Here is a 21,556-nt window from a genome sequence, read left to right on the forward strand (position 1 = left end):
TTAACGGGTGTGGACGGCGGCCGATACGGCGGCACTGAAGATGTCGGCGATCTGGTCGATCTGCGTCGCGGTGACGATCAGCGGCGGCAGGAAACGGATGACGCTGGAGTGACGTCCACCGACTTCGATGATCAGCCCCCGTTGCAGGCACTGGCGCTGAATCTTCGACGCCAGTTCACCGCTGTGGGGGAAACGCCCGAGCAGGTCCGGACGCCCTGCGGGATCGACCATTTCCACGCCGAGCATCAGGCCCATGCCGCGCACGTCGCCCATCTGCGGGTAGTCTTTTTGCAGGGCACGCAGATGGCCGGTCAAGCGGTCGCCCATGGCGGCCGCGTGCTGGTCCAGTTGCTGTTCGCGCACGAGGCGCAGGGTGGTGGAACCGGCGACCATCGCCAGTTGGTTGCCACGGAAGGTTCCGGCGTGAGAGCCCGGTTTCCAGACGTCCAGCGCCTTGTTGTAGACCACCACCGCCATCGGCTGACTGCCGCCGATGGCCTTGGACAGCACCAGCACGTCCGGGACGATGCCCGCATGCTGGAAGGCAAACGGCTTGCCGGTGCGCGCCACACCGCACTGGATTTCGTCGAGGATCAGCGGCACCCCGGCGTCGTGGGTGATGCGGCGAATCTCGCGGAGCCAATGGGCCGAGGTTGGCACCACACCGCCCTCCCCTTGCAGGGTTTCGAGGATCATCCCGGCCGGTGGCAGCACGCCGCTCTCCGGGTCGGTCAGTTGGTTCTCGATGTAATGCAAGCCGATGCGTTCCCCCGCTTCACCGCCCACGCCGAACGGGCAGCGGTAGTCGTAGGGGAACGGCAGGAACTGCGCGTTCGAGGCCATGCCTCCCAGATACGCCTTCGGCCCCAGGTTGCCCATCAGGCCCAACGCGCCCTGGGTCATGCCGTGGTAGGCGCCGTGGAAGGCCATCAGGTTGCTGCGCCCGGTGGCGGTGCGCACCAGTTTCAGCGCCGCCTCGACCGCGTCGGTGCCTGCCGGGCCGCAGAATTGAATGCGCGCGTCCTTGGCGAATTCCGGCGGCAGCAAGGCGTACAGCTCGCGGATGAATTCATCCTTGGCCTCGGTCATTAAATCCAGGGTGTGCAGTGGACGCTGGCCGTCCAGCAGGTCGCGCATCGACTGCACCACCTCAGGGTGGTTGTGGCCCAATGCAAGGGTGCCCGCACCGGCCAGGCAATCGATGAACCAGCGCCCTTCGCTGTCCTGCACGTGAATGCCCTGGGCGCGCTTGAGTTCCAGCGGAATGCGCCGTGGGTAGCTGCGGGCGTTGGACTCCACGGCGGCCTGCCGCTCCAGTCGCGGCGTAGGCGCGAAGCGGTAATCGGCGTTGATCAGTGCCGCCTCGGGGCTCAGCTCGCCAATGGACGTCACGTTGCGTGGGCTATGCATATTCCTGCTCCTGGAAATCGTGGGACTGAGGGCGCTCGTTGACCTGCGCGAGGGACTCGGCCAATTGGGTAATGAACGACTGATCACGGACGATCGAGAGGTGGTCGGCATCGATCCAGGCCGAAACCCGCATGCGCCCACCCATGCCCTGCTCCAGAAGAGCCGGTGCGTTTTCGTTGTTTTCCGGAGACCGCTCGGCCCACCAGGCGTACACCGGCACGCGGAGGGCGGGGATGTCCCGGCATTGGTTGGCCAACTGGCGCATGTGCCGCTCGACGCCGAGCAACTGCTGCCAGTGTTCGTCGCCTTCGGCCTCGCCGTCAGTCAGGGACTGAGGCGCCGTTTCAGGGACCGGCGGACGCGGCTGCCCGGCGCCCGGCACGTAGCCGTCGATCAGGCCGACGAATTCCACGCGCTTGCCCAGGCGGGTCAGCAGACGGGCCATTTCCAGCACCATCGTGCCGCCCATCGACCAGCCGATCAGGCGATACGTCCCGGACGGCTGCTGCTCCAGCAACGCCTTGACGTAGTCGCGGGCCATTTGCTCGATGGACGTGTCGCGCCACTGGCCGTCCAGCACCTGACGGTTCTGAATCCCCCACACGTCCCACTGCGCCGAAAGACGCCGCGCCAGCGCGTAATAACCCACCACCGTGCCGCTGACCGGGTGCACGCAGAACACGGCGGGTTTGTCGCTGGCACCGCTGCTCAGGCGGATCAGCGGGTTCGGCGTGCCAGGGTTGCTGGCCGCTTTGGCCTGAGCGGCTGGCGAGGCGTCTTTGATCGGCAGGCCATCCAGCAACGCCACCAGCGCGGCGCGATACGCCGCCTGCAGCCGCTCGATGGTCTTGCGCTCGTAACGCTGACCGCTGAAGCGGAAGGTCAGCCCCAGTTGCCCGGCGAAGACCTGGCCGTTGATTTCCAGTTCGCGATTGAGTGGCGTGGCCGGGTCGATCAGGTCACCGGCAGGCACCTTCGACGGCGCGAAACGGCCATCCCCCAAATCCTGATCGAACTGGCCGAGGTAATTGAACACCACCTTCGGCTCCGGCAAGGCGGCCAGTCGTTGACGCACGGATTCGCTGCCCAGGTAACGCAACAGGCCGAAACCGACGCCTTTGTCTGGCAGGCCCCGTACGACGGCGCGCACCTGTTCGACGGTCTGCCGAATGCCGCTCGCGGCCTCGACCCGCACCGGGAACAGGCTGGTGAACCAACCCACGGTGCGACCGACGTCCAGCCCTTCGCTGAGCGCTTCACGACCGTGGCCTTCCAGCGCGACGAGGTTGGCACGTTGACCGGTCCAGCCACCGAGGGCCTGAGCCAATGCGGCCAGCAGGATCTCATCCACCCGCGCCTCCAGCGCCGCCGGGGCTTCGCGCAGCAGGCGACGGGTCAGCTCGGCGTCCAAGAGGAGCTCCGTCTGTTCAAGGTCTTGCTGGGTGGCGCGACCTTCAGCATGGTCCACCGGCCAGACGCCCTCGCCCTGCCCTGTTTGCGCGGCCCACCACGCGGCTTCAGCCTGGCGTTCAGGAGCCTGCGCCGCCTGCACCAGATGCTGCGCCCAGCGCTGGTAACTGCTGGATTTCGGACCGAGATTGACGACCGTGTCCGACGCCAGTTGTGCGTAGGCCCGGGACAGGTCTTCCAGCAACACACGCCAGGACACGCCATCGACCGCCAGGTGATGGGCCACCAGCAACAGGCGTTGCCGTTGAGCCGTCTGCGCCAGTACCAGTCGCAACAGCGGTCCGTTTTCCAGATCGAGGCTGCGTTGCGCCTCCTGACACAACGCCGTCAACCCGGCGTCATCGGCCACATCACGCACCCACAGGCTGTCGCTGGCCGGGGTCTGGCGATACGCCTGTTGCCAGGTGCCATCGTCGCGGCGTGTGAAGCTCAGGTTCAGCCCGTCGTGGTGACGTAGCACGGCGTCCAGCGCACGATCCAGCACCGACGCCTCCACCGGACGCTGAACCTCCAGCAGCAGCGCCTGATTAAAGTGCCCGCGACTGACCATCGACTGTTCGAAGAAATGCGCCTGAATCGGCGTCAGCGGCAGTTCGCCGGTCGGTGTTTCATCGACGATCACTTCCGCGCTGGCTTCAACCGCTGTCAGGCGCAGGGCCAGGTCTTTCAGCCGTGGGTGGCTGAACACGTCCTTGGGCACCAGTTTCAAACCGACCTGACGCAAGCGGGTGATCACCGCCAGCGACTGAATCGAATCGCCGCCCAGCTCGAAAAAGCTGTCCTGGCGGCTCACGGTGTCGATGCGCAGCAACTGCTGCCAGACCTGCGCCAATTGCGCTTCGCGCTCGCCTTGAGGCGCTTCGAAGGTGTGGCTGCTGATCTGCGGATTCGGCAGCGCGTTGCGGTCGAGCTTGCCGTTGGGCAGCTGCGGCAGACGTTCCATGATCACGATATGAGCGGGCACCATGTATTCCGGCAACGTGCGGCCCAGTTGCTGCTTGAGACTGTCTTCGCTGAGGACATTGCCGCCCACATCTCCGCCGACATAGCCCAGCAACTGTTTACCGCTCGCCCCGTCACGGACGATGACCAAAGCCTCACGCACGCCGTCGCAACCCTTCAACGCCGCTTCGATTTCACCGGCCTCGATGCGGAAACCGCGAATCTTGATCTGGTGATCGATGCGGCCCAGATACTCCAGCAGCCCTTCGCTGTTCAGACGCACGCGGTCGCCGCTGCGGTAGAGGCGTTCACCGGCGCGGAACGGGTGCGGCAGGAAGCGTTCAGCCGTGGCGCCCGGACGGTCCAGATAGCCCCGTGCGACAGCGCCGCCGAGATACAGCTCACCGGCAATGCCTTGGGGCAGCGGGTTCAAATCCGCGTCCATCACGTAGCCCTGACGATCACCGACCAAGTCGCCGATTGGCGCATAGGCCGTGGTGAAGTCCGCCGTTTCCGAGGACGCCAGCCAGAGCGTTGGGGTGACCACCGTTTCGGTCGGGCCGTAGCCGTTGATGATCCACAGCGGCTGCAAATTGCGAATCACATCGTGGAGCATTTCGCGGGTGAACGCCTCACCGGCGAAGCAATAGGTTTTCACCCCTGGCCCTTTGCCCTGCAAACCGGCCCAGTCCGACAGCTGACGCAGGTAGCTTGGCGGGAACGAGGCCACGGTGATGCCTTCGCGAATCAGCGTGTCGTAGGTCTGCTCGACGCTCCACAACTCCTGATCGCGCAACACGACACGAGCGCCGTAACACATCGGCATCATCCAGCCTTCATGAGCACCGTCGAAGCTGATCGACAGAAAGTGGAATTTGCGGTCTTCGGCGGTGAAGCGGTAACGCTCGCCGATGGTCTGGATGTGCATTGAAATGTCGGCATGGGCAATGGCCGCGCCTTTGGGTTTGCCGGTTGAGCCTGAGGTGTAAATCAGGTAGGCCAGCTGTTGCGGATGGATCACAACGTCGGGCGCAGTGTGCGGTTCAGCTGTAATGTCCAGCTGATCCAGATTGAGCAACGGCACGTCGCCCACCGGCACGCGATTCAATGCCGCATCGTGGGAGATCAGCAGCTTCACACCGCCGTCTTCCAGCATGTAGCGCAGGCGTTCGGTCGGGTAATCCGGGTCGAGTGGGATGTACGCCCCGCCCGCTTTCAGCACCGCCATGAACGACACCCACAAATCGACGCCGCGCTCCATGGCAATCGCCACCCGCACTTCCGTACCGATGCCGCGAGCCCGCAGGGCGTGGGCCAACTGGTTGGCGCGGCGGTCAAACTCGGCGAAGGTCAGGCGTTGTTCGCCGTGGACCAGCGCGATGCTGTCAGGACGCAAGCGGGCGTGATCGGAAATCAGCTCATGAATCGGGCGATCCACGTATGGCGAGAACAGCGGCGTGTTCCATCGATCCAGCGCCGCGAGGTCGGCCTCACTGAGCAACGGCAGATCGCCGATGGCGGTGCCCGGCGCGGCGCATACGGCGTTCAGCACGGTCAACAGTTGATCGTACAGACGCGCCACCGTGGAGGCGTCGAACAGATCGGTGGCGTAATCAAGGTAGCCGCTGAGGCGGTCGTCCTGATGTTCAAAGGTGCCGAGCACCAGGTCGAACTGCGCGCCTTTGATGTCCCACTGCTGCGCTTCGATGCTCAGGCCATCGAATTGCAGGCGGGACATGTCCGGCTGTTGCTGGTGGTTGTAACTCACCTGGAACAGCGGGTTGACGCTCAGGCTGCGCGCCGGTTGCAGCGCTTCCACCAATTGCTCGAACGGCAGGTCCTGATGAGCATGGGCGCCCAACAAGTTGTCCTTCACTTGGGCCAACAATTGGGTAAACGGCTGACCGCCGCTGACCTGCGCTCGCAGCACCAGGGTGTTGACGAAGAAGCCGATCAGGCCTTGGGTTTGCAGGTCAGCACGCCCCGCCACCGGCACACCGATGCGCAGGTCGCGCTGGCCGCTGAGGCGATACAACAGAGTGTCGAACGACGCCAGGAACAGCATGAACAGCGTCGCGTCCTGCGCCTTGGCCGTGCGCCGCAGCCGGTCGGCAAGGTCCTGCGGCAACACGAAGGCGTGGCGCCCGCCCTTGCCGTCGCGCTCGACGGGACGGGAACGGTCAGACGGCAATTCCAGCACCGGCTGCTCGTCGCCCAACGCCTCGCGCCACCAGCTCAATTGCCGCTCACGCTCACGACCGCTCAGGTAGTCACGTTGCCAGGCGGCGTAGTCGGCGTATTGAATCGTAAGGGTCGGCAATTGCGCATCGATGCCTTCAGAGAACGCGCGGTACAGCTGCGCGAAGTCGTCGAGCATGACCTGCACCGACCAGCCATCGGAGATGATGTGGTGCATGCACAGCAGCAGGCGCCATTGATCATCGGCCACCCGCGCCAGCCCTACACGCCAAGGCGCGACATCGGCGTCGAGATTGAACGGTTGGTTCATGAAGCCCTGGGCCAGTTCGGCGAAGTCGGCCTCCGGTTGGACGCTGTCCCGCAGGTCATGGCGGGCGATCTGCACGGAGCCGACCGGCAGAATGCGTTGCAGCGGCACGCCCTGCTCACCCGGCGCGAAGCAGGTGCGCAGGCTTTCGTGACGTGCCGCCAGCCCATCGAAGCTGCGCTGCAAGGCATCGACCTTCAGCGTGCCGCTCAGGTTGAGCACGCACGGCAGGTTGTACGCAGCGCTCTCCGGCTCCAGTTGCGCGAGGAACCACAGCCGCTGTTGCGCGAACGACTGCGGCGCAAATTCACGCTCAACGCGGGGCAACAACACAGGCATGGCCGCTTGCTCGGCGCGGGTGTTGAGGAACTGCGCGAGATCGACCAGCACCGGCGACTCGAACAGCGCCCGCAACGGCAGCTCCAGCTTAAGGTCGCGCCGGATCTGCGCCACCAACTGGATGGCCAGCAATGAATGCCCGCCGAGTTCGAAGAAATTGTCCTGACGGCCGACCTGCTGCACGCCGAGCAGGTCTTGCCAGAGTTCTGCCAGTTCGCTTTCAACGCCTTCCAGCGGGGCTTCGAAGGTTTGTTGTTGCAGCTGCGGTTCCGGGAGTGCCTTGCGGTCCAGTTTGCCGTTGGCCGACAGCGGGAATTTTTCCAGCGTCACCAGATGTGCCGGAACCATGTAGTCCGGCAGGCGTTGCTTCAGTTGGCTGCGCAGCTGCTCTTCGTCGAACATGTCTGCAACCAGATAGCCCACGAGCTGCGTACCGGTGGCGAGTTGACGGGCGACGACCACGGCCTCGCTGATCGCCGGATGATCCAGCAGCGCCGCTTCGATCTCGCCGATTTCCACGCGAAGGCCACGCAGTTTGATCTGGTGGTCGAGGCGTCCCAGGTATTCAACCGCGCCGTCGGCACGCCAGCGTGCCAGATCCCCCGTACGGTACAGACGCTCGCCGTTGCCGAACGGGCTGGCGACGAAACGTTCGGCGGTGAGGCTCGGACGTTGGTGGTAGCCGCGAGCGAGGCCAGCGCCGCCGATGTACAGCTCGCCCGGCACGCCGATGGGTTGCGGGTTCAGGCGGCTGTCGAGGATGTGGACGTGCAAGTTGGCAATCGGGCGGCCAATCGGCACCGAAGCGCCAGGCTCAGTGGTGCAAGTCCAGTGGGTCACGTCGATGGCCGCTTCAGTCGGGCCGTAGAGGTTGAACAGGCCCGCGTTCGGCAGACGTTGCAGGGTTTCCCGCGCCAGATCGGCAGGCAATGCTTCGCCGGAGCAAACGATGCGTTTCAGCGAAGCGCAGCCGGACAGGTCTTCTTGAGCCATGAACGCAGCGAGCATCGACGGAACGAAGTGCAGCGTGGTGATTGTGTGCTGTTTGATCAAAGCCGTGAGCAACGCAGGGTCGCGATGATCCCCCGGCTGCGCCATGACCAGCCGCGCACCGACCATCAGCGGCCAGAAAAACTCCCACACCGAGACGTCGAAGCTGAAGGGTGTTTTTTGCAAGACGGCGTCGGAGGCGTCCAAACCGTAAGCGTTCTGCATCCACGCCAGCCGGTTGAACAGCGCGGCGTGCGTGTTGCCTGCACCCTTCGGTTGGCCGGTCGAGCCGGAGGTGTAGATCATGTAGGCCAGTTGTTCGGGGTGAATCTCCACATCCGGCGCCATGATCGGTTGATCGTCGGCAGCCAGTCGATCCAGATTCAGCACCTGCAACCCGTCAATAACCGGTAGGTCATCGATCACCGCATCGTGGCTCAACAGCAAACCAATCCCCGCGTCTTCCAGCATGTAACGCAGGCGATCCACCGGATACTCAGGGTCCAGCGGCACATAGGCAGCCCCGGCCTTCACCACCGCATACAGCGCAACGACCATTTCCACCGAACGCAACGCTGCCACGCCCACCAGTGATTCCCGGCCCACGCCCTGCCCTCGGAGGTAATGAGCGAGTTGGTTGGCACGCTGATCCAGCTGCCGATACGTCAGCACCTGCTCCCCACAACGCAACGCTTCACGTTCAGGGTGCAACTGCGCCAGACGCTCGAACTGACGATGCACGACAAGCCCATCAACGCCCCAATCACGAACGGTGTCATTGGCCTGAACCAACTGCGCCCGGTCCTGCGCATCCAGCAGTTCAACATCGCCAATCGCCGCCTCAGGCCGCTTGAGCAACTCATCGAACAGCTGCACGAAACGCTGATGCAAACGCTCGACGCTGCGGTGATCAAACAGGTCCGTTGCGTAATTCCACGACCCGCCCAACGAACCGTCCACGTCTTCCCACGTGTTCAGCGCCAGGTCGAACTGGCTGCTGCCATCGGCCAACGGCAGCACCTCAGCGGACAGCCCCGTCAGGTCGGCGAGCGGTTCGAAGTCCCGTTGCTGATGGTCGTACGCGACCTGGAAAAGCGGGTTGTGGCTCAGGCTGCGGTCCGGTTGCAGCGCTTCCACCAGTTGCTCGAACGGCAGGTCTTGATGGGCCTGGGCGCCGAGGGTCGTTGCCTTGGCCAGCGCCAACACGTCGTGGAAAGTCAGATCGGCAGACACCTCGGCACGTAGCACCTGGGTGCTGACGAAGAAGCCAATCAATCCTTCCACTTCCAGCTGCGAGCGCCCGGCAATCGGTACGCCGATGCGCAGGTCGTTCTGCCCGCTCAGACGATGCAGCAGCACTTGATAGGCCGACAGAATCGCCATGAACGGCGTGACGCCCTGGGCCTTGGCGAACGCACGCAGGCGCTGGCTGAATGCGGCATCGAAGCCGAACAGCAGGCGATCACCCTGATAACTCTGCTGGGCCGGACGCGGCCGGTCGGTGGGCAATTCCAGCACCGGGTGCTCGTCGCCGAGCTGCTGTGTCCAGTACGCCAGTTGGCGCTCGCCCTCGCCCGCCGCCAGCCATTCGCGTTGCCAGACCGCAAAGTCTGCATACTGCACGGGCAACGGCGCCAGCTCCGGCGAACGGTTTTCCACTGCGGCGCGGTACAGCTCGCTGAATTCCTGCAACAGCACGCGGACCGACCAGCCGTCAGAGATCATGTGGTGCAGGCACAGCAGCAGACGCTGTTCATCCGCCGCGACCCGCACCAGCGCCAGACGCCAGACCGGGCTGTGCGAAAGATCAAAGGGACGTTTGACGAAGGCCTGCGCCAGCGTATTGAACGCGGTTTCAGCATCCGTTTCGTGGCAGAGGTCCAGACGCTCGATCTGCACCGCACTGGCCGGTTCGATCTGCTGCAACGGCACGCCGTCGCCCGCGACGAAGCGGGTGCGCAGCACTTCATGACGGGCTGCCAGCCCATCGAACGCCGACTGCAACGCGACTTCGTTGAGGTCGCCGCGCAGGCGCACGGCCCCCGGCAGGTTGTAGGCGTGGCCGCCCGGTTGCAGTTGGTCGAGGAACCACAGCCGCTGTTGCGAGAAGGACTGCACGGCACGGGTCGCATGACGCGAGGTCAGCGCCAATTGCGTGTCCGGCTGTTCCCGCTGCGCGATGCGCAGGGCGAAATCCACCAGACGCGGCGCGTCGAACAACGCCCGCAGCGGCACACTCAGGTCGTGTTCATGGCGCAGGCGCGAGATCAGCTGCATCGCCAGCAACGAATGGCCACCCAGTTCGAAGAAGTGATCGTTGCGACCGACGGCTTCGAGGCCCAGCAGCGATTGCCAGGACGCCGCGAGCTGCTGTTCCAGCGGGCCTTGCGGGGCCTGATAGTCGCTGGAACTGACCTGCGGGTCCGGCAGCGCGTTGCGGTCGAGCTTACCGTTGGGCAGTTGCGGCAGGCGCGCCATGACGATGATGTGCGCCGGAATCATGTACTCCGGCAGGGTCACCTTGAGGTGCTGTTTGATCCGCTCGTCGTTCAGGTCGTTGCCGTCCACATCACCGCCGACATAGCCGAGCAACTGTTTGCCGCTCGCCCCGTCGCGGACGATGACCAGCGCCTCGCGCACACCCTCGCAACCCTTCAACGCCGCCTCGATTTCACCGGCCTCGATGCGGAAACCGCGAATCTTGATCTGGTGGTCGATGCGGCCCAGGTACTCCAGCAGACCTTCGCTGTTCAGACGCACACGGTCGCCGCTGCGGTAGATGCGTTCACCGGCGCGGAACGGGTGCGGCAGAAAGCGTTCAGCGGTGGCACCCGGACGGTCCAGATAGCCCCGTGCGACAGCGCCCCCTAGGTACAGCTCGCCCGCGATGCCTTGAGGCAGCGGGTTCAAATCCGCGTCCATCACGTAGCCCTGACGATCACCGACCAAATCACCAATCGGCGCGTAGGCCGTGGTGAAATCGGCAGCCTCCGAAGAGGCCAGCCACAACGTTGGCGTGACCACCGTTTCGGTCGGGCCGTAGCCGTTGATGATCCACAGCGGCTGCAAATTGCGAATCACGTCATGGAGCATTTCGCGGCTGAAGGCTTCACCGGCGAAGCAATAGGTTTTCACCCCCGGGCCTTTGCCTTGCAAACCGGCCCAGTCGGAGAGCTGGCGCAGATAACTCGGCGGGAAAGACGCAACCGTGATGCCTTCATGAATCAGCGTGTCGTAGGTCTGTTCGACGCTCCACAGTTCCTGGTCGCGCAACACGACCCGAGCGCCGTAACACATCGGCATCATCCAGCCTTCATGAGCGCCGTCGAAGCTGATCGACAGGAAGTGAAACTTGCGGTCCTCGGCGGTGAAGCGGTAACGCTCGCCGATGGTCTGGATGTGCATCGATATGTCGGCGTGGGCGATGGCCGCGCCTTTGGGTTTGCCGGTCGAGCCTGAGGTGTAGATCAGGTAGGCCAGCTGTTGCGGATGGATCACAACGTCGGGCGCAGTGTGCGGTTCAGATGAAACATCGAGCTGATCCAGATTGAGCAACGGCACGTCGCCCACCGGCACGCGATTCAATGCCGCATCGTGGGAGATCAGCAGTTTCACGCCGCCGTCCTCCAGCATGTAGCGCAAACGTTCGGTCGGGTAATCCGGGTCCAGCGGAATGTACGCCCCACCCGCCTTCAGCACCGCCATGAACGACACCCACAAATCGACCCCACGCTCCATGGCGATCGCCACCCGCACTTCCGTGCCGATGCCGCGAGCGCGCAGGGCGTGGGCCAGTTGGTTGGCGCGGCGGTCAAACTCGGCGAAGGTCAGGCGCTGTTCGCCATGGACCAGCGCAATCGCCTCGGGACGCAAGCGGGCGTGATCGGCGATCAACTCATGAATCGGGCGGTCCACGTACGGCGAGAACGGCGGCGTGTTCCAGGCGTGCATCTCGCGGACGTCGCGCTCGGTGAGCATCGACAGGTCGCCAATGCGCGCTTCTGGAAAGCGGCAAATGCCGTCCAGCAACGCTTGAAAATGGCCGCACAGGCGGTCGATCTGTTCGGCGCTGAACACGTTGCTGTGGTAGTTGACGTGAATGTGCGCACGCTCGCCCGCCACCACCGCGAGGCTCAGTGGGTAGTGGGTTTTGTCGCTGAGTTCGACGGCCCCGATGTTCACGCTGCCTGCCTGCTTGTCGCGCAGCACGGCGTCCACCGGGTAGTTCTCGAACACCACCAGGCTGTCGAACAGGTCGCGCCCGGCATGCCCGGCGAAACGCTGGGCTTCGAACAGCGGCGTGTGTTCGTGCTCGCGCAGTTCAAGGTTGTGCGCTTGCAGGTCGTTGAGCCAGTCGCCGACCTTCTGCTGCGCGTCCGGCGCTTGCACCAGTGGCAGGGTGTTGATGAACAGCCCGAGCATGCGCTCGATGCCCGGCACCTCGGCCGAGCGACCCGACACGGTGGCGCCGAAGGCCACACGTTTTTGCCCGGTGTAACGCTGCAACAGCAGCACCCAAACCGCTTGAATCAGGGTGTTGGCGGTGACGCGCTGACGGCGGGCGGCGCTGTTGAGCAGTTCGCTGTTCAGGTCCATCGACGTGACCCGCACCTGGGTCGGCAGCGGTTCGCCGTTGGCCGACATCGGCGCGGTCAGGGCCGTCGCCATCAGGGTCGGCTGTTCGAAACCGGCCAGGTGGGTCTGCCAGAACTGCGCGCTGCGCTCGGCGTCGCGGCTCAGCAGCCACTCGACGTAATCGCCGTAATGCCCGGCCGGCATCGGCGCGGTGTCGGACATCGCGGCTTGAATCACCTCGCCCAGCACCGCCGCACTGCTCCAGCCGTCGAGCAGGATGTGGTGGAACGTCCAGACCAGTTTCCACAGTGTGTCGCTCTGGCGCACCAGCAGCACGCGCATCAGCGGCGCTTGGTGCAGGTCGAACGGGGTTTCACGCTCGGCGGCCAGTATGTCGGACAGCGATTCAGTGCTGCTGCGCAAATCCAGCTCGCGCACTGCCAGCACGGCGTCGCGGCGAACCAGCTGGACCGGTTGCTGGCTGCCACTCAGGCGCAGGAACGACGCCCGCAGGATCGGGTGACGTTGCACCGCCGCCGTCCATGCCGATGTGAAGCGGGCCAGCGGCAGGTGATCGACATCCAGCGCCACCTGATTGATGTACAGGTCTCGCGCATCGTCGCCGGACTGCACAGCGCTGAGTTCGCTGTGAAACAACAGGCCCTGTTGCATCGGCGTCAGCGGGTACAGCTGTTCGATGTGGCGGGCGGCGACCGGCAGTGCATCGAGCTGCGCCTGAGTCAGCGACAGCGCCGGGAAGTCCGACGGGGTCACGGCCGAGTGAGCGCGGCAGTGCTCGATCACTTCGTTCAACGCCACAGCGTAGGCGTCGAGCAGGTGCTGAATCGACGCGCTGTCGTGACGTTCGCCGCTGTAGCTGCACGTCAGAGTGAACTGGCCGTCGCGCACCTGCGCATCAAGGGACAGCTCGCAGGCCAACGGCGCGTCGGCGGCGCGTTGGGCGCCACTGCTTTCGTGGGCCAGAGTGAACAGGCCGCTGCTGTTTTGCACGCGACCCATGTAGTTGAACAGCACGCAGCTTTCCAGCGACGGCAATGCTTCGCCACGCAGGTGACGCAGCAGGCCGTAGCCGACGCCGCCGTGGGGCACGGCACGCAGGGTTTCTTTGGTGTGTTTCAGCGCCGCATCGAGGCTGTCGTGGGCGTGCAGGCTGACCGGGTACAGGCTGGTGAACCAACCCACGGTACGCGAGGGGTCGACACCGTCGAACAGGTCTTCGCGGCCGTGGCCTTCCAGCGCAATCAACGCACGGGGTTCGCCGCTCCAGCGTTGCAGCGCACGGGTCAGTGCGGTCAGCAGCAGGTCGTTGATCTGCGTGCGATAGGCCGCGGGGGCTTCATTGAGCAGCGCGTGGGTTCGGGCGGCGTCCAGTTGCAGGTGTTGCTGCTGCACGACGCTTTGCTGCGCCTTGCCTTGAGGGTTGGCGCACGGCAGTGGCGGCGCAGGTGGCAGGTTGCGCCAGTAGTCGGCCTCGGCCAGCACGGCGTCGCTGTAGGCAAAGTCCAGCAAGCGGTTGGCCCAGCGCTGGAACGGCAGGCCCTTCTCCCCCAGATCGACGTTCAGTCCGGCCTGGGCCTGGGTATACGCGTTGTGCAGGTCTTCCAGCAGCAGCCGCCACGAAACCCCGTCCACCACCAGGTGATGCACCACCAACAAAAGGCGCTCGCCACCTTCGGCCAGTTTTAAATGCACGGCGCGCAGCAGCGGGCCGTCCTTGAGGTTGAGGCTGGCCTGGGCTTCGTCACAGGCGTGAGTCAGCTGATCGGTGCTGACTTCGCGCTGCCACAGCAGTCCCTCGGCGCTCTCTTCGACGCGATAGCGTTGCTGCCAGTGGCCGTTGTCCTGTTGCGTGAAGCTCATGCGCAGGGCGTCGTGATGAGTGATCAACGCGTGCAGGGCTTGAGCCAGCGCCGGGGTTTCCAGCGCTTCGGTCGGGGTCAGCAGCAGCGACTGGTTCCAGTGGCTGCGTTGGCGCATTGGCTGCTCGAAAAACCAATGCTGGATCGGCGTGAGCGGAATGTCGCGGTTGTACGCGATGCGCGCCAACGCGGCGGCCTCATCGCGATCCACCACCTGCGCGACCTGGGCCAGTTCGGCGATGGTCTGGCGCTCAAACATCTGCCGGGGCGACAGCTGAATGCCGCGCTTCTTGGCGCGGGAGATGATTTGCAGGCTGAGGATCGAATCGCCGCCCAAGGCGAAGAAATTGTCCTGACGCCCGACTTGCTGCACGCCGAGCAGGTCTTGCCACAGTTCTGCCAGTTCGCTTTCGACGCCTTCCAGTGGAGCTTCGAAGGCCCGTTGTTGCAGCTGCGGTTGCGGGAGTGCCTTGCGGTCCAGTTTGCCGTTGGCCGACAGCGGGAATTTTTCCAGCGTGACCAGATGGGCCGGGACCATGTAGTCCGGCAGGCGTTGTTTCAATTGGGTGCGCAGGTGTTCTTCGTCGAACGCTTGGGCAACGAGGTAGCCCACGAGCTGCGTACCGGTGGCGAGTTGGCGGGCGACCACGACGGCTTCGCTGATCGCCGGATGATCGAGTAACGCCGCTTCGATTTCTCCGATTTCCACGCGAAGGCCACGCAGTTTGATCTGGTGGTCGAGACGGCCCAGGTACTCGACAGCCCCGTCCGCACGCCAGCGCGCCAGGTCGCCGGTGCGGTACAGCCGCTCGCCGTTGCCAAACGGGCTGGCGACGAAACGTTCGGCGGTGAGGCTCGGACGTTGGTGGTAGCCGCGAGCCAGGCCAGCGCCGCCGATGTACAGCTCGCCGGGTACGCCGATGGGTTGTGGGCTGAGGCGGCTGTCGAGGATGTGGATTTGCAGGTTGCTGATCGGGCGGCCGATCGGCACCGAAGCGCCGGGTTCAGGGGTGCACGTCCAGTGCGTCACGTCGATGGCCGCTTCAGTCGGGCCGTAGAGGTTGAACAGGCCCGCGTTCGGCAGACGTTGCAGGGTTTCCCGCGCCAGATCGGCAGGCAGGGCTTCGCCGGAACAGACGATGCGTTTCAGTGATTCGCAGCCCGACAGATCGTCCTGGGCCATGAAGGCGGCCAGCATCGACGGAACGAAGTGCAGCGTGGTGATCGTGTGCTGTTTGATCAAAGCCGAGAGCGACGCAGGATCACGATGATCACCGGGCTGCGCCATGACCAGCCGCGCACCGACCATCAGCGGCCAGAAAAACTCCCACACCGAGACGTCAAAGCTGAAGGGTGTTTTTTGCAGCACGGCGTCGGTGGCCTCCAAACCGTAGGCGTCCTGCATCCACGCCAGACGATTGAACAGCGCGGCATGGGTGTTGCCCGCGCCCTTCGGTTGGCCGGTCGAGCCGGAGGTGTAAATCATGTAGGCCAGTTGTTCGGGTTGAATTTCCACATCCGGCGCCGTGATCGGTTGATCGTCAGCAGCCAGTCGATCCAGATTCAGCACCCGCAAGCCTTCCACCACGGGCAGATCGTCGATCACCGCATCGTGACTCAACAGCAGCCCAATCCGCGCGTCCTCCAGCATGTAACGCAGGCGATCCACCGGGTACTCAGGGTCCAGCGGCACATAGGCAGCGCCCGCCTTCACCACGGCGTACAACGCCACGACCATTTCCACCGAGCGCAACGCCGCTACGCCCACCAGCGATTCCCGCCCAACGCCCTGCCCGCGCAGGTAATGGGCAAGCTGATTGGCGCGCTGGTCCAGCTGCTGATACGTCAGCACCTGATCCCCACACCGCAACGCTTCACGGTCAGGGTGCAGCTTTGCCAGACGCTCAAATTGACGATGCACCAACAACGATTCAGCACCCCAATCCCGCGCCGTATCGTTCACCTCAACCAACTGCGCCCGGTCCTGCGCATCCAATAATTCAACATCACCAATCGCCGCCTCAGGCCGCTCCAGCAACTGCGCAAACAGCTGCACGAACCGCTGATGCAAGCGCTCAACGGTGGTGTCGTCATACACGTCCGTCGCGTAATTCCAGTTACCCGCCAGCTCACCGGCCGCGTTTTCCCACGTGTGTAACGCCAGGTCGAACTGCGCGCTGCCGCTGTCCAGCGGCATCAGGGTCGCATTGAGGCCAGGCATCAATTGCAGCGCTTCGTCCTGACGCTGTTGATGGTTGTAGAGCACCTGAAACAGCGGGTTGTGGCTCAGGCTGCGCTCGGGCGCCAGCGCGTCCACGAGTTGTTCGAACGGTAAATCCTGATTCGCCTGCGCGCCTTGGGAGGCCAGGCGAACGTTGTCGATGATCTGGTGGAACGTGGCATCGGCCGTGACCTCGCCACGCAGAATCTGGGTGTTGACGAAAAAGCCGATCAGCCCCTCGGTTTCTGCGCGCTGACGCCCGGCAATCGGCACGCCGATGCGCAAATCGTGCTGCCCGCTCAGCCGGTGCAGGAGCACCTGATACGCGGCGAGCATTACAGTGAACAAGGTCGTGCCGCGCTGTTTCGCCAGTTCGCGCAGGCGTGCCGAGAGCGTGGCGTCGACGCTGAACGGCAGGCGTGCGCCGCGAAAACTCTGGCGCGCCGGGCGGGGTCGGTCGGCGGGCAATTCCAGCACCGGTGGCTCATCGCCGAGCTGCTGTTTCCAGTAATCGAGCTGACGGTCCGCCTCGCCCGCGTCCAGGCAGGCCCGCTGCCAGAGGGCGACGTCGGCATAACTCAAGGGCAACGGCTCAAGGGCGTCGTCGTCACCTTCGAGATACGCGCGGTAGGCCTGAACGAAGTCCAGCAACAGCACCTGAATCGACCCGCCGTCAGCGATGATGTGGTGCAGGCAGACCAGCAGCACGTGTTCGTCATCGCTCAACGTGACCAGCGCCACCCGCCACAACGGGCCTTGGGCGAGGTCGAACGGGCGCCGGGCGAAGGCATCGGCCAGCCCTTGCAGTTCACCCTCATCAGCGGCGTGCACCTGTTCGAACGGCATTAGCTGGGACGCCTGAATCACCTGTTCCGGCGTGCCGTCTTCAGCGGTGCCGAACACCGTGCGCAGGCTGGCATGCCGCTCGGCCACGCGTGCAAACGCGGACTGCACGGCGGCCACATTCAGCGTGCCTTTCAGGCGCAAGGCACCCGGCAAGTGATAGGTGCTGTTGCCCGGTTCCAGCTGTTCGAGGAACCACAACCGCTGCTGGGAGAACGACGTCGGACTGCGCTCCCCCGCCACCCCCGGCGGAATCGGCAAGGCCGATGCATCCAGCCCCTGCTCGCGCAGCTTGCCCAGAAACACCCGACGTTGCGCGGCGTTGAGGCTGAGGAAGCGTGTGGCGAGGGCCAGCAGCTTGCTTTGCGAAGTCATGCTCGGTTGCGACATCAGTTGCTTTCCTCCAGCTCATTCATGAACTCGTCCAGGGCATCGAGCCGGTCGAGCGTCAGGGTCTGCCCCTGCAAGGTGTCGATCAGGGCCGCCTGCGCGGCGACGGTGGTTGCTTCGAAGGCTTGCGCCAGCGGAATGCTCACCCCGAGGCGCTCGCGGATGCGTGACAACAGACGCGTCGCCAGCAGCGAGTGCCCACCCAGTTCAAAGAAGTTGTCGTCGCGCCCCACCCGCTCGACTTTCAGCAGGCTTTGCCAGAGTTCGGCGAGGACTTCCTCGCGCTCGCCCACAGGCGCTTCGAAATGGCGTTCCTCCACGGTCGGCGTTGGCAGCGCCTTGCGGTCGAGTTTGCCGTTGGCGTTGCGCGGCAGACGCGCCAGCAGCATCACGTGGGCCGGGACCATGAACGCGGGAAGCGCTTGCGCCAGCGCGGTTTTCAGCACGTCGGCGGACAACGCCTGCTCCGCTTCGGCGACCACGTAGGCCACCAATTGCGGGCCGTGGGGCGTGGGTTGCGCGCTGACCACGGCGTCGCGCACCGACGGTTGAGCCAGCAGGACGCTTTCGATTTCCCCCAGCTCGATGCGCTGGCCGCGAATCTTCACCTGGAAGTCGGCCCGGCCCACGTATTCCAGCGTGCCCTCGGCATTCCAGCGCGCCAGGTCGCCGCTGCGGTACAGACGCGCCCCCGGTTCACCGAATGGGTCCGGCAGGAAGCGCTCGGCGGTAAGGCCAGGGCGCGCCGCATAACCGCGACCGACGCCCACGCCACCGATGTACAGCTCGCCCACTACGCCCGGTGCCGCCAGTTGCAGGCTGGAATCCAGCACGTACAAACGGTTGTTGTCGGTGGGGCGGCCGATGGGCATGTTGGCCTTTGCGGCCGGTGCGCCGGTGAGGGTATGCAGCGCCACGTCGTCGGCGCATTCGGCCGGGCCATAGGCGTTGACCAGCGGCACGTTCGGGTAGCGATTGAACCAGCGGGTCGCCAGGTCCACCGTCAGCGCCTCGCCGGTCGGAATCAGCCAACGCAAGGCGTCGAGCCGATGGGGGACGACCGCGAGCATGCCGTCGATCACGGCGGGCACGCATTCCAAAACGCTGACGTGGTGGGCGACCACTTCTTCCAGCAGCCGTTGCGGGTCATGCACCACGGCGTCCGGCAGGATTTCCACGCGACCGCCGAACAGCGGCGCCGTGAGGAACTGCCACACCGAAATGTCGAACCCGGTGGCGGCGGTTTGAGCAATCACATCGCCCTCGCCCAATCGCAGGTACGGCAGCTTCGACATCTGGTTGTTGAGCATGCCGCGCTGGTTGACCATCACCCCTTTCGGCTCGCCGGTGGAGCCGGAGGTGTAGATCACGTAGGCGAGCTGCTCGGCGCTGGCGTAGCGGCCGGGATTGTCGTCGCGGTCGTTGGCCAGCAGGTCTTCGAGCATCAGCAGGCGAGGCGGGTTCTCCATCAGCGCCAGAATCGCCTCGACCTGAGCCAGACAGTCACGGGGCGTGAGCAACACGGGCGCGGCGCTGCTCACCAGCATGCGCGCACTGCGGCTCGCGGGATGACGATCGTCCAGTGCCAGGTACGCGCCACCGGCCTTGAACGCGCCGACGATCATGCTCAGCAACGGCAGGCCACGGGGAGCGAACAGCGCCACCACATCATCGCCCCGCACCCCCTCTGCGATCAGGCCGTGACCGATGCGGTTGGCGCTACGATTGAGCGCGTCGTAGCTCAGGCTCTCGCCTTGGCATCGCGCCACTTCCCGTGTCGGATGGGCCTGCACCCGCGACTCGAAACGCTCCAGGTAGCTGATGTCGTACCAATGTTTTTGCACCGGGCCTTGGCCCTGTTCCAGCAGTTGCTCGCGCTCGGCCTGTTCCAGCACCTGCAATTGGCTGAGGGTCTGTTGCGGGTTGTCGATCAGCTGTGCGAGCAGGCGACGGAAGTGGCCGACCAGCGTGTTCATGTCGCCGTCGTTGAAGTGGCGGGTGTCGTAAGTCAGCTGCAATTGCAGGGACTCGCCGGGCAGCAGCACCACGGTCAACGGGTAGTTGGTGTGAGTGCGGTTGGCGAGCGGTTGGATGCGGTATTCGTTCACGGCCTGCTGAACCTCGGCGCCCAACGGAACGCTTTCAAAGACGAACAGGCTGTCGAACAGCGGCTGACCGCGCGGGGTGTCCGCCAGCAGCTGAATGTCGGCCAGCGACAGGTGTTCGTGCTGACGCATTTCGGCGTTTTGCGCCTGCAACGCGTTGAGCAGGTCCAGCGCCGATGCGCCCAGACCCGGACGCCGAATGCGCAATGGCAACGTGTTGATGAACAGCCCCAACGCGCCTTCGATGCCTTCCAGTTCAGTGGGACGACCGGCCACGGTGACGCCAAACACCACGTCGTCGCGGTCGCTGTGACACATCAGCAGCAAAGCCCACGCGGCCTGCACGAAGGTGTTGGCGGTCAGACGATGCTGACGGGCCTGATCGGCCAGTCTGGCGGTCTGCGCGTTACCGAGGGCCAGGGTCACGTCGCGCATCTGCGGCTCACCGTGAGGACTGTGACGGTACGGCAGCGGCGTAACGTCGGTGAACCCGGCCAGCGCCTCGCGCCAGTAATCGCGGCTGACCGCTTCATCCTGCTCGGCAAGCCAGGCGAGGAAATCCCGATACGGGCGAGCGGCAGGCAAGCTGACGTGGCGCCCTTCCAGAAACGCGCGGTAGTGGGCGAAGAACTCGGTAAGCATCAACCCCCGGCACCAGGCATCGATCAGCGCGTGGTGGTGGCTCTGCACGATGCGGAAATCCGCCGCGCCAAACTTCACCAAACGCAGACGCAGCAACGGCGCCTTGGCGAAATCAAAGCCCTGTTCGCGCTCGGCGCTGAGCAGCGCTTCCAGCTCGGCCTCGGCGGCAGCGCGGGACAAATGGCTGAGGTCGATCAGTTGCGCAGGCGACGGCACGCGGCGCATGACCACCTGACGCTGCACGCCGCTTTCCAGCCCGTGGAATGCCGTGCGCAAGGCTGGATGGCGCTGCACCACCTGCTGCCACGCGTGTTTGAACGCCTCGAAAATCACGTCGCTGCCGACGGCGTACTGGTCTTGCATCAGGTAGATGCCGTTGCCCTGTTCCAACAGGCTGTGCAGCAGAATCCCTTGCTGCATGGGCGCCAATGGCAGGATGTCTTCGATCTCCCGCGCTGGAATCGCCAGGGCGTCCAGTTGCGTTTGGGTGAGGCCCGCCAGCGGGAAGTCCGACGGGGTCAGGCCGGCGTTGTGCTCGTCGCTGCAATGATTGATCAACTGCACCAGCTGCGCACGATACAGCGCCACCAGTTGCTCGATGGTTTCGCGACTGAAACGCTCGCGACTGAAGGTCCAGTCCAGGTGCAACTGGCCGCCGCGCACCTGACCGTCGATGGCCAAGGCGTTGGCCAGTGGGCCTTTCGGGTCCCGCAGGTGCTGGAGGGTTTGGCTCGACAGCGAGAACAGCGCGTCCCCGGAATCACCGAAACTGTCGTCAAAACGACCGAGGTAATTGAAGGTCACGCCCTGCCCCACCAGCTCGGGCAAATCGGCCCCGGCGAGGTATTTCAGAACACCGTAGCCAAGGCCTTTTTCCGGCACGGCACGCACGGCTTCCTTGACCGATTTGAGCGTGGCAATGGCGTCGTCATCCGCCTCCAGCGCCACCGGGTACAGGCTGGTGAACCAGCCGACGCTGCGGCTCAGGTCCAGCGCGTTGCCGTTTTCAAAGACGTCTTCACGGCCATGGCCTTCGAGGCTGATGACATGACGCCGACGCCCGCTCCACTGCCACAACGCTTGAGACAGCGCGGCCAACAACAGGTCGTCGATGCGGGTGCGATACGCCGCCGGGGCTTCGCTGAGCAGGCGACGGGTGTCCTGTGCATCGAGGGTCAGGCTGATCGTGTCGCCCGCGCCGATCAGGCTGTGAACCGAGGTGTCGCCCGGCAGGCAGGCGTCG

3 protein-coding genes (1 of these 3 running past the window's edge) are annotated in these 21,556 nt (G+C 64.7%); all 3 read right to left on the minus strand.

All coding sequences use genetic code 11. From position 1 onward, the window contains the following. Tightly spaced (each overlapping or abutting the next), the 3 genes in view from ACIQAL_RS07125 to ACIQAL_RS07135 form a layout consistent with a single transcriptional unit that may run on beyond the window. Positions 1-1,410 (minus strand): aspartate aminotransferase family protein, encoded by a 1,410-nt coding sequence (locus ACIQAL_RS07125; protein WP_401144017.1) that lies wholly within the window; start codon positions 1,408-1,410, stop codon positions 1-3. Beyond that, on the minus strand, positions 1,403-17,566 hold the full coding sequence (locus ACIQAL_RS07130) for a non-ribosomal peptide synthase/polyketide synthase (RefSeq protein ID WP_401144019.1): 16,164 nt from the start codon (positions 17,564-17,566) through the stop codon (positions 1,403-1,405). The genes ACIQAL_RS07125 and ACIQAL_RS07130 overlap by 8 nt, the downstream gene beginning before the upstream one ends. Continuing rightward, on the minus strand, positions 17,566-21,556 hold the end of the coding sequence (locus tag ACIQAL_RS07135; protein ID WP_401144021.1) for an amino acid adenylation domain-containing protein. The gene runs 5,741 nt beyond the window's last position; only the last 3,991 of its 9,732 coding nucleotides appear in the window; the start codon falls outside the window, past its right edge; it ends in the stop codon at positions 17,566-17,568. Before ACIQAL_RS07135 ends, ACIQAL_RS07130 begins: the two co-directional genes overlap by 1 nt.

It is taken from the genome of Pseudomonas sp. NPDC088368 (genome assembly GCF_044753445.1).
Classification (GTDB): Bacteria; Pseudomonadota; Gammaproteobacteria; order Pseudomonadales; family Pseudomonadaceae; genus Aquipseudomonas; species Aquipseudomonas bambusae.